Below are 10,899 nucleotides of genomic sequence, written 5' to 3' on the forward strand. Positions count from 1 at the left end.
GTGGTGGCGCGGGGACGGAAGGACGCCGTCACCTCAACGATGTGGAGCTTGTTTCGGCCTAGGTTTCCCGACAGCGCCCGCCCGAAGCCAGGCAACCCTAATTGAAAATGACTTTCATCTTCGGATAATCTGTCCGGCATGACCGCGCCGGTATGGATGGCCTCGCCCCCCGAGGTGCATTCGGCCGCGCTGAGCAGCGGCCCCGGGCCCGGGGCCCTGTTGTCTGCTGCCGGCGCCTGGTCGTCGCTGAGCCTGGAGTACACCGCAATCGCCGAGGCATTGCGGGAAGTGCTGGGAGCCACCCAGGCAGCGTCGTGGCAGGGACCCAGCGCCGAGCGCTATCTCGCCGCACACCTGCCGTACTTGGCCTGGTTGGCGACGGCCAGTGCGGACAGTGCCGCACGTGCCTCTCAGCACGAGACGGCGGCCGCCGCCTACGTCAGTGCGTTGGCGGCCATGCCCACCATGCCGGAACTGGCGGCCAACCATGCCATCCACGGAGTCTTGGTCGCTACCAATTTCTTTGGGGTCAATACCATCCCCATCGCGATCAACGAAGCCGACTACGTGCGGATGTGGGTCCAGGCCGCCACCACGATGGCGACCTATGAAGCCGTCTCCGGGGCAGCGGTGGCCTCGACCCCACAGCTTGCCGTGGCACCGCCGATCGTCAACCACGCCGAGGCTGACCACGATCACGACCATGACCACGACCACGAAGATGGCGACGATCACGACCACGATCACGACCACGACGGGATCCACGACGGCGACCTGGATCCGACCGACCCCGAATGGTGGAAAGACGTCTTCGGGGAAATGGGCGAGTGGGCCAAGATCATCGTCAACGACCTGCTGACCGACCCGGCCGCGCTGCTGACAGATCTCCCAGTCATCATGGCCGATCTGACTTTTCACGCCAGTCAGCTTGCCGCCACCTTGAGCCAGTTCGCGCCGGCGCTGTTGCAACCCGCGCTGGGCCTGGCGATCGGCAACCTGGGGTGGGCCGCCGGCCTCGCCGGACTCGCCGGAATTCAGCCCGCCCCGCCCGTACTGCCCGCCGAAGCCCTGCCCGCTGAAAACCCCTTGGCCTCCGTGGGCTCAGGCAATACGTCCACTACGGTCGCCAACACCGCTGCGGCACCGACCACGGCGGGCTCGGTATCGGCACCGACCACCAGCGCCGCGCCCGCGTCAGCACCTCCCGCGGCTCCCCCGGCAAGCGGCTCCCCGGCGCTCTTCCCGCCCTATGTGATCGGCCCTCCCGGTGCGACCGGCCGGATGCCCGCTGCGACCCGCGCTCATGCCGTCAGGAAGGCACAGAATCCGGAAGCAGCCGCCGAGGCGGCGGCCGCGGCTGCGGCCGCACGGGATCGGTCCAGGGCCCGCCGGCGCCGAAGTGCGCGCGGGCATGCGGACGAGTTCATCTACGTCTACGCCGACGACGCCCCCGATCTCGGGCCCGACGTCGCGACTCGCGCCTCCAACAGCAGTGCCGGCCCGCTGGGGTTCGCTGCGGCGCAAGCCAAGCCGGGTCTGCCCGCCACAGGTTTGACCACGCTGGCGAGCGGCGGCTTCAGCGACGGGCCGACCCTTCCGCTGTTGCCCGAGAGCTGGGGCGAGGGCGCTTAGCCCAGAATCAGGCCAGAGGTAGGCACACCGGTCCCGGCGGTCACCAGCACGTGCTCGACGCCATCGACCTGGTTGACCGAAGTGCCGCGCAGCTGACGCACACCCTCGGCGATGCCGTTCATGCCGTGGATGTAGGCCTCGCCGAGCTGGCCGCCGTGGGTGTTGATCGGCAGCCGGCCGCCGAGTTCGATGGCCCCGCCGGCGATGAAGTCCTTGGCCTCGCCCTTGCCACAGAATCCCAGCTCTTCCAACTGGATCAGCGTGTAGGGGGTGAAGTGGTCGTAAAGCACCGCGGTCTGGATATCGGCGGGCGTCAGACCCGACTGCGACCACAGCTGCTTGCCCACCAGGCCCATCTCGGGCAGGCCGAGCTCCTCGCGGTAGTAGGAGTACATGGTGAACTGGTCGGCCCCGGCGGCTTGCGCGGCCGCCTCGATGATCGCCGGTCGGTGCTTGAGGTCGCGGGCCCGCTCCGGCGTGGTGACGACGATCGCCACCCCGCCGTCGCTCTCCTGGCAGCAGTCCAGCAGCCGCAGCGGTTCGGCGATCCACCGCGAGTTCTGGTGATCCTCAATGGTGATCGGCTTGCCGTAGAAGAACGCCTTCGGGTTGGTCGCCGCGTGCTTGCGGTCGGCCACCGACACTGCGCCGAAATCCGCACTGGTGGCGCCGTATTCGTGCATGTAACGCTGGGCGATCATCGCCACCGATGCGGCCGGGGTGCTCAGGCCGTGCGGGTAGGACCAGCTGTACTCCACGCCGCGCGAGTCGGCGTTGACCGTCAAACCGGTCATCACCTGGCCGAACCGGAACTCCGAGCGCTCATTAAAGGCCCGGTATGCGACCACGACTTCGGCAACTCCCGTGGCCACCGCCAGGGCGGCCTGCTGCACCGTGGCCGCGGCGGCGCCGCCGCCGTAGCCGATCTGGGAGAAGAACTTCAGCTCACCGATCCCGGTGGCACGCGCGACGGCGGTCTCCAGGTTGGAGTCCATGGTGAAGGTGACCAGGCCGTCGACGTCGGAGGGCTTCAGGCCCGCGTCGTCGAGGGCGTCGAGCACCGCCTCGGCGGCCAGACGCAGTTCGCTGCGCCCGGATTCCTTGGAGAAGTCGGTCGCGCCGATTCCGGCGATAGCCGCCTTACCGGACAACATCAGGCCTCCCCGAGGGTGAGTGTGGCGGTGGCGATGACATGGTCACCAAGGCTGTTGTTGCCCACGACTTTCACGGTGACCAGGCCGTCGTCCACCGCCGTCACCTCCCCGGAGAAGGTGACGGTGTCGTAGGCGTACCACGGCACACCCAACCGCAGCCCGATCGAGCGGATCACCGCGTTGGATCCGGCCCAGTCGGTGATGTAGCGCTGCACCAGACCGGTGTCGGTCAAGATGTTGACGAAGATGTCCTTGGAGCCCTTGGCCTGCGCCTTGTCCCGGTCGTGGTGCACGTCCTGGTAGTCGCGGGTGGCGATCGCCGTGGAGACGATGAACGTCGGGTCACCGTAGATCTTCAGCTCGGGCAACTTGGTGCCCACGTCGACAGTCGGCGCGCTCATGCCCCGTCTCCTTCCACAGGCTCCCAGGCGTACAGCGTCCAGGCTGGACCGGAATCACTGGCGGGAAAATCGAGATAGGTTGCGCGAACCGGCATTCCGATCTTTATTGCGGCCGCGTCGGCCCCGCGGAGCTCACCGAGCATCCGCACGCCCTCTTCGAGCTCGACCAGCGCGATCACGAACGGCAGGCTGCGGCCGGGGACCTTGGGCGCGTGGTGCACCACGTAGCTGAACACCCTTCCCTTGCCGCTGGAAACGACGTAGTCGGTGGTCTCGGTCTTGTCCTTCCAGACCGCCGGTACCGGCGGGTGCTGCAGGCTGCCGTCGGGGCGGAGCTGGATGCGCAGCTCGTGTGCGGCCACCCCGTCCCAGAAGTACTGGGAGTCCCGCGACCACGACGGGCGCATCATCTTGTCGGGGTCCAGATCCGCGGGCACAGCCGCAACCGGACTCGCGTCCGCTTTGTCCTTGGGCAGGAACTTCAGAATGCGCCAATTCATGTCGGCCACGCATTCCGCGTCTTCGTCGCCGTTCACCCACCAACGGATCTTCTGGGTGACGAAGTAGCCCTCTCCCAGGCCGGTCTGCTTGGGGCCCACGATGTCGGTCACCTCGGCGGTGACGCTGACATCCTCGCCGGGGCGCAGGTAGCGGTGGTAGGTCTGCTCGCAGTTGGTGGCCACCACGCCGACATAGCCTGCGCCGTCGAACAGTTCCATGACCTTGCCGAGCGGGTCGTCGGCGGGGCGCTCCCCGCCCAGGCCCATCATGGTCCAGACCTGGATCATGGCCGGCGGAGCGACGATTCCGGGATGCCCAGCCGCCTGCGCGGCCGCCTCGTCGGTGTAGATCGGGTTGGCGTCGCCGATCGCGTCGACCCAGTGCCGAATCATCGGCTGGTTCACCGGATCCCGGCCGGTCCGCGGTTTGCTGCGGCCCGACGCCAGTATCTGCTCGATCCCGGAGGAAAGGTCGCTCATCTGTCTCCTCGACTCATCGTGAAACCCGCGGAACCTTCAGCCCAGAAGCGGCGATCATCTCGCGCATGACCTCGTTGACGCCGCCACCGAAGGTGATCACCAGGTTGCGCTTGGCCATCTTGTCCAGCCAGACGAGGACTTCGGCGGTCTCGGGGTCCGCCGGGTTGCCGAATCTGCCGACGATCTCCTCGGCGAGGCGATTGACTTCCTGGATCCGCTCGGTGGAGAACACCTTGGTGGCCGCAGCGTCGGCGACGGCGATGTTCTCACCAGAGGATGCCACCTGCCAGTTGAGCAACTCGTTGATACGCCAGATCGACTTGATCTGCGCCAGCAGATGTTTCACGTCGTCGTGCTCGATCGGCGTAACGCCGTCCGAACCAGGCTTGGACGCCCAGCGGTGTACCTGGTCGTAGATGCCGGCGATACGACCGGCCGGCCCCAGACCGACGCGCTCGTGGTTGAGCTGCGTGGTGATGAGCTTCCAGCCACCGTTCTCCTCGCCGACCAGCATGTCGGCGGGTACGTGCACGTCGTTGTAGTACGTGGCGTTGGTGTGATGGGCCCCATCGGACAGGATGATCGGAGTCCAGGAGTATCCAGGATCCTTGGTGTCGACGATGAGAATCGAGATGCCCTTGTGCTTGGCAGCGGTCGGGTCGGTTCGGCAGGCCAGCCAGATGTAGTCGGCGTCGTGGGCGCCAGTGGTCCACATCTTCTGCCCGTTGACGATGTATTCGTCACCGTGCTTGACCGCGGTCGTGCGCAGTGAGGCGAGATCAGTGCCGGCGTCGGGTTCGGAGTAGCCGATCGCGAAATGCACGTCGCCGGAAAGAATCCCGGGCAGGAACTTCTTCTTCTGCTCTTCGGTGCCGAGCAATTGCAGCGTCGGGCCGACGGTCTGCAAGGTGACCATCGGCAACGGGATGTCGGCCCGGTTCGCTTCGTTGATGAAGATCTGCTGCTCGACGGGTCCGAAGCCTAGGCCGCCGTACTCCTTGGGCCAGCCGACGCCCAATTTGCCGTCGCTGCCCATCCGCTTGATCACGGCACGGTAGGCCTCGTTGTGCCGATCCGACTCCATCGCCTGCGCCTCTTCGGGCGTGATGAGGGTCGAGAAGTACTCGCGCAGTTCGGCTTGCAGCGCCCGCTGCTCGGGTGTCAGGTCGATGAACATTTACGCTCCCACCAGATCGAGGCGGTGCACGGGACCACCCAACAGCCGGGTCAAGTCTTTGATCGAGGAGTAGTAGCGGTCCATCGGGTAGGTGATGTCCATGCCCATACCGCCGTGCAGGTGGTGGCAGAGTCGCATGGCCGGTGCAGCCTGCGATGTCAGCCAGTAACCCAGGATGCCGAGGTCTTCGCCGGCGTCAAGGCCTTGGGCCAACCGCCAAATCGCTGATGTCGCCAGCAAGGCAATGGTCCGCGAGGCGATGTACACCTCGGAAAGCTGCGCGGCCACCGTCTGGAACGTCGACAGGGGACGGCCGAACTGCTCGCGGGTGGCGACGTAGTCGGCGGTCAACCGCAGGGCGCCTGCCACCAGCCCAGCCCCGAAGGCCCCGGTGGCGGCCAGCGCCAACTGGTTGACCCGGTCAACGCTGGCGCCGTCGAGCACGTCGGCGTCCGCGATCGCGACGTCGGCGAACGTCACCACGTATTCGTCGGATCCGTTGGAGGTCGGGGTCTTGGTGACCGTGACACCGTCGGCGTCCGGGGCGACGACCACCACCGCCTTGTCAGCCGTGACGATCAGCCAAGTCGCCGCCTGGGCATAGGCCACACCGGTCTTGGTGCCGTTGAGCTTTCCGCCCGCAAAGCTGGTCGCGGGGTGCTCCGGCAACTGTCGGCCAGGTTCGTTCAGCGCGGCCGAGAGCACCGCGCCGGTGGGCACACCCGACAGATACCGGTCCTGCTGGGCATCGGACGCCAGGTCCAGCAGCGGAATCAACCCCAGGCCCAACGTCGCCAGCGCGGGACCGATGGTGCCGTGACGGCCAATCTCGGTCAGCGCGGTGGCCAGCTCCGACAGGCCCAGGCCGTCGCCACCGAGTCGCTCCGGCACGCCCAGCGCTGCGACCCCGCCGGCTACCAGCGCATCCCAGGTGTTGTCTCGGTCGAGCACCGACGTCACCACATCGGCGACAGCCTGCTGCTCCGGGTTCGGTGTGAAATCCACCCGAATCCTCCTTGATTCGTTAGGCCGTCAGTGTGCTCAGTGCGCGACCGGGCACGCACCCGAGTAGTCCACCGGCCAGTGCTTGATGCCGTTGAGCCAGCCGGACTTCAGCCGCTCCGGGTCGCCCATCGGCTTCAGGTCGGGCATGTGGTCAGCGACCGCGTTGAAGATCAGGTTGATGGTCAGGCGGGCCAGGTTGGCGCCGATGCAGTAGTGCGCACCGGTGCCGCCGAAGCCGACGTGCGGGTTCGGGTCACGAAGGATGTTGAAGGTGAACGGGTCGTCGAACACCTCTTCGTCGAAGTTGGCCGAACGGTAGGACATCACCACGCGCTCGCCGGCCTTGATCTTGACGCCGTCGATCTCGGTGTCTTGGCTCGCCGTGCGCTGGAATGCCGAAACCGGGGTGGCCCAACGGATGATCTCGTCCACGGCCGTCTGCGGCCGTTCCCGCTTGAACAGTTCCCACTGGTCGGGGTTCTGCGAGAACGCGACCATGCCGTGCGTGATCGAGTTGCGGCTGGTCTCGTTGCCGGCGACCGCCAGCATGATGACGAAGAAGCCGAACTCGTCGTCGCTGAGCTTCTCGCCGTCGATGTCGGCCTGGATCAGCTTGGTCACGATGTCGTCGGTGGGGTTCTTGCCCCGCTCCTCGGCCATCTTCATGGCGTAGGTGATGACCTCGAACGACGACATCGCCGGGTCGACGTCGGCGTACTCCGGGTCCTCGCCGGCGGTCATCTCGTTGGACCAGCGGAACAGCTTGTCCCGGTCGTCCTGGGGCACGCCGAGCAGTTCAGCGATGGCCTGCAGCGGCAGCTCGCAGGACACCTGCTCGACGAAGTCGCCGGTGTTGGACGCCGCGGCGGTCTGAGCGATCTTCTGCGCCCGGGCCTTCAGCTCGTCCTCGAGCCGCGAGAGTGCGCGGGGGGTGAAGCCCCGGGAGATGATCTTGCGCAGCCGGGTGTGGTGCGGCGCGTCCATGTTCAGCAGGACCGCGCGCTGCAGGTCGACGGCCTCGCGGGTCATCTCCTGCGGCCAGACCGGAATGGCGCCGTTCATGGCACTGGAGAAAACGTCGCTGCGCAGCGAGACGTCCTTGACGTCCTTGTGCTTGGTCACCAGCCAGTAGCCCTTGTCGCCGAAGCCGCCGGTTCCGCCGGGAACGTCGACCCAACGCACCGGTTCGGACTTACGCAGCTCGGCGAGCTCGTTGACCGGGAGGCCCTTCAGGCTCATCTCGGAGTCGAGGAAGTCGAAGTCGCTGGGGATGGCGGGGCAGCCCATGTGCCTACTCCTAGGGTGATCTGTTAGTCGGTTCGACGACGCCGAACAACGCCGTCTAGTGCCTGATTGCGACCATTGAAACACGGCCCGACCGCAGATCAAAGGCAGTGCTGCATCGTCGCTTGTCAGACTAATGAAACGTGTTCTAGCCTGGCCGCATGGGTAATCCTGTCATCGTCGAAGCCACACGCAGCCCCATCGGTAAACGTAATGGCTGGTTGTCCGGCCTGCACGCCACCGAGCTTCTCGGGGCGGTGCAGAAGGCGTTGGTCGCCAAGACCGGCATCGACGCGGGCAGCGTCGAGCAGGTCATCGGCGGCTGCGTCACCCAGTTCGGCGAGCAGGGCAACAACGTCACCCGGCAGTCCTGGCTGGTGGCCGGGCTGCCCGAGCACGTCGGCGCCACCAGCATCGACTGCCAGTGCGGCAGCGCACAGCAGGCCAACCACCTGATCGCCGGCCTCATCGCCAGCGGTGCCATCGACATCGGCATCGCCTGCGGTATCGAGGCGATGAGCCGCGTCCCGCTGGGCGCGAACGGTGGCGGTGCCCGCGCGGCGTCCTGGGACATCGACCTGCCCAACCAGTTCGAGGCGGCCGAGCGCATCGCCAAGCGCCGGGGCATCACCCGCGCCGACGTGGACGCACTGGGGCTGCGGTCCCAGCAGCTGGCCAAGCAGGCCTGGGCCGAGGGCCGGTTCGACCGGGAGATCTCCCCGATCGAGGCCCCGGTGATCGACGAGAACAAGCAGCCCACCGCCGAGCTGAACATCGTCAGCCGCGATCAGGGCCTGCGTGACACCACGGCCGAGGGCCTTGCGGCGCTGAACCCCGTCATGGAAGGCGGTATCCACACGGCCGGCACCTCGTCGCAGATCTCTGACGGCGCAGCCGCGGTGCTGTGGATGGATGAATCCGTGGCACGGGCGCAGGGCTTCACCCCGCGGGCCCGGATTGTCAGCCAGGCCAACGTCGGCGCTGAGACCTACTACCACCTGGACGGCCCGGTGCAGTCCACCGCCCGGGTGCTGGAAAAGGCCGGGATGAAGATCGGTGACATCGACCTGGTCGAGATCAACGAGGCGTTCGCCTCGGTGGTGCTGTCCTGGGCCGCGGTGCACAAGCCGGACATGGATCGGGTCAACGTCAACGGCGGGGCGATCGCGCTGGGGCACCCGGTGGGTTCCACCGGCAGCCGGCTGATCACCACGGCGCTGCACGAGCTCGAGCGCACCGACAAATCGACCGCGCTGATCACCATGTGTGCCGGCGGCGCGTTGTCCACCGGCACCATCATCGAGCGCATCTAGTGGCCTCGGTTTCGGAGACTGACCGCATCGCGGCGGCCCAGGCCTACATCGACGCGCTGGTCAGTCACGACTCCTCCGCGGTTCGATTCAGCCCGGACTGTGTCCGGATCGAGGTGGGGCTCAAAACCGGTTTCTCGGGAAATCATCTGCGCCGCAGTCTCAACCGCGGTCCGCAGTTCCGGCTGATCTCGGCTGCCACGCTGCCGAAGTACAGCATCGACGGCGACGACGTGCGGGCGGTCTACGACATCATCACCAAGCCGTCGCTGTTCGGGATCCGAGTGTGCTCGCACGTCGACGAGGTTTTCCGGATCCCCGCCGACAGCCCGGACGGCGCCGCCGTCATCCACCACATCCGCGCGGGGATTCGTCCGTTCATCCACCGTTAGAGTGAGCCCGTGAGCAACCCAGACACCCCAGAGAAGCCGAAGTCGCTGGATTCGCCGGTCACCGGGACGGTGATCAAGTGGATGTCGCGGGCCAACACCTGGGCCTACAAGGCGACCGGCGGCCGGGTCGGCGGTAAGTGGCGGTTGGGCACCAAGCATTTCGGTGAGGTTCCCGAGGTCGGCATCCTCACCACCACCGGACGCAAGTCCGGTCAGCCGCGGGAGTCCCCGCTGTTGTTCCTGCGCGAAGGTGACCGGGTGATCCTGGTGGCCTCTCAGGGCGGGCGCGCCACCAACCCGATGTGGTACCTGAACCTCAAGGCCAACCCGCAGGTGTCCTTCCGGATCCGCAGCGAGGTGCTCATCCTGCATGCCCGCGACGCCAGCGAGGCCGAGCGGGCCGCGTACTGGCCCAAGCTCGACACGATGTACCCCGACTTCGTCAACTACCGGGCCTGGACCGATCGGGAGATCCCGATCGTCATCTGCGAGCCCTAGCGCCCGCCGGTGATCCGGAATTCGCGGCGCCTGCGGTATGGGGCGGCCACCGTTCCTGCGGTCGTCGTGTTGTTCGCCGCGCCGACGGCGCGGGCTGCCGAATCGATCACGCTGGAGTTCGTGCGCCACGGGCAAGCCGGCGACAACCTGGTGATCAACAACGAGGTTCCCGGTCCCCCGCTCACCGAACTCGGCCAACAGCAGGCGCACAGCGTCGCCGATCTCCTAGCCGATGACGGCATCACCGGTATCTACTCCTCGATCATGACCCGCGCGCACGAGACCGCGGATCCGCTGGCAGCGCTACTGGGCCTGCCCGTGCATGAGTTGTCCGGGCTCAATGAGATCGATGCGGGTCTTCTCGCGGACCTTCCGGTGAACGTCGGCGGCCTGCCGGTGGGGGCGGTGCTGTACGCCGCGGCCCCGATGCTGTGGGCGTTGGGCCTGTATTGCGTTCCGCAGCTGGGCTCCTCGGATTTCAACGGGATGGTTTTCCAGGACCGTTTCTCCGATGCCGTCGCCGCGATCTATGCCGGCAGCGCCGGCGGCGACACCGATGCGGTGTTCGCCCACGAAGGGTCGATCGTGTTTTGGACGTTGATGAACGTCGACAATCCCGACTTCGGCATCATCCTCAACGAAGCGCTGACCACCGGTGAGCTGCTGCCCTTCACCGGTGTCATCGAGGTCCGGGGCAACCCGGAGGACGGCTGGACACTGGTCAGCTGGAACGGGCAGCCGGTCGCCGAAGATCCGGGACTGCTCACCGAGCTCTTCGTCGACGTGCGCGATGTGATCACCGCGCCGCAGATGGCGTTCTTTCACATCTGGGAAGCGCTGCTCAACGGGGATCCGACGACGTTCCTGGACGCCGTGCAGGCCGGTGCCGACGAGGTCGGCGCGGCGGCCCTGCAATTCCCGGTCGAGGTGTGGAACGACCTGCTGGGAGTGTCGTTGTAGCCCGGCTGGCCCCAACGGACCACACGATCCGAGCGGCTGCCCATAGGCGGCACTCTTCGAGGCAAGTAGCCGAAAGGCCCCGCACCCCATGTGAACTTGCCATGGG

Annotated in this window: 11 protein-coding genes; 5 read left to right on the forward strand and 6 right to left on the reverse strand. The window is 66.7% G+C overall.

The genetic code is table 11. The features are described from left to right. Positions 1-138: 138 nt before the first annotated feature. Entirely contained in the window at positions 139-1,632 is a 1,494-nt protein-coding gene (locus RCP37_RS19485; protein WP_308484609.1) for a PPE family protein, read from the forward strand. Here RCP37_RS19485 and RCP37_RS19490 read toward each other — a convergent pair. From RCP37_RS19490 to RCP37_RS19515, 6 genes are read right to left on the reverse strand one after another with little or no spacing between them, the layout of a single operon-like run. Further along, the gene (locus RCP37_RS19490; RefSeq protein WP_065039216.1) at positions 1,629-2,786 is read right to left on the reverse strand and encodes a 17-hydroxy-3-oxo-4-pregnene-20-carboxyl-CoA lyase; all 1,158 of its coding nucleotides are present in this window, start codon (positions 2,784-2,786) and stop codon (positions 1,629-1,631) included. The genes RCP37_RS19485 and RCP37_RS19490 overlap by 4 nt on opposite strands. Beyond that, a complete protein-coding gene (locus RCP37_RS19495; RefSeq protein ID WP_308484610.1) occupies positions 2,786-3,187 on the reverse strand; it encodes a MaoC family dehydratase in 402 nt (133 codons plus the stop codon). The genes RCP37_RS19490 and RCP37_RS19495 overlap by 1 nt, the downstream gene beginning before the upstream one ends. Beyond that, entirely contained in the window at positions 3,184-4,167 is a 984-nt protein-coding gene (locus tag RCP37_RS19500; protein ID WP_308484611.1) for a bifunctional MaoC family dehydratase N-terminal/OB-fold nucleic acid binding domain-containing protein, read from the reverse strand. The genes RCP37_RS19495 and RCP37_RS19500 overlap by 4 nt, the downstream gene beginning before the upstream one ends. A 13-nt stretch (positions 4,168-4,180) precedes the next feature. Continuing rightward, a complete protein-coding gene (gene fadE29, locus RCP37_RS19505) occupies positions 4,181-5,344 on the reverse strand; it encodes an acyl-CoA dehydrogenase FadE29 (protein WP_308484612.1) in 1,164 nt (387 codons plus the stop codon). Continuing rightward, complete coding sequence (locus RCP37_RS19510) at positions 5,345-6,349, reverse strand: acyl-CoA dehydrogenase family protein (protein ID WP_308484613.1); 1,005 nt, start codon at positions 6,347-6,349, stop codon at positions 5,345-5,347. 36 nt (positions 6,350-6,385) lie between these two features. Continuing rightward, entirely contained in the window at positions 6,386-7,636 is a 1,251-nt protein-coding gene (locus RCP37_RS19515) for a cytochrome P450 (RefSeq protein ID WP_308484614.1), read from the reverse strand. A gap of 158 nt (positions 7,637-7,794) precedes the next feature. On the opposite strand from RCP37_RS19515, the gene RCP37_RS19520 reads away from it, so the two are divergent. Genes RCP37_RS19520 through RCP37_RS19535 form a run of 4 tightly spaced genes read left to right on the forward strand, consistent with a single transcriptional unit; the run spans position 7,795 to position 10,793 of the window. Beyond that, positions 7,795-8,946 (forward strand): steroid 3-ketoacyl-CoA thiolase, encoded by a 1,152-nt coding sequence (locus RCP37_RS19520; RefSeq protein ID WP_308484615.1) that lies wholly within the window; start codon positions 7,795-7,797, stop codon positions 8,944-8,946. Then, positions 8,946-9,335, forward strand: a complete 390-nt coding sequence (locus tag RCP37_RS19525) for a DUF8021 domain-containing protein (protein WP_308484616.1) — start codon at positions 8,946-8,948, stop codon at positions 9,333-9,335. The genes RCP37_RS19520 and RCP37_RS19525 overlap by 1 nt, the downstream gene beginning before the upstream one ends. A 9-nt stretch (positions 9,336-9,344) precedes the next feature. Further along, positions 9,345-9,833 (forward strand): nitroreductase family deazaflavin-dependent oxidoreductase, encoded by a 489-nt coding sequence (locus RCP37_RS19530; RefSeq protein ID WP_308484617.1) that lies wholly within the window; start codon positions 9,345-9,347, stop codon positions 9,831-9,833. Positions 9,834-9,842: 9 nt separating this feature from the next. Further along, positions 9,843-10,793 (forward strand): histidine phosphatase family protein, encoded by a 951-nt coding sequence (locus tag RCP37_RS19535; RefSeq protein WP_308484618.1) that lies wholly within the window; start codon positions 9,843-9,845, stop codon positions 10,791-10,793. The last annotated feature ends 106 nt before the right edge of the window (positions 10,794-10,899 follow it).

The sequence above is a fragment of the Mycolicibacter sp. MU0102 genome (assembly GCF_963378105.1).
Classification (GTDB): Bacteria; Actinomycetota; Actinomycetes; order Mycobacteriales; family Mycobacteriaceae; genus Mycobacterium; species Mycobacterium holstebronense.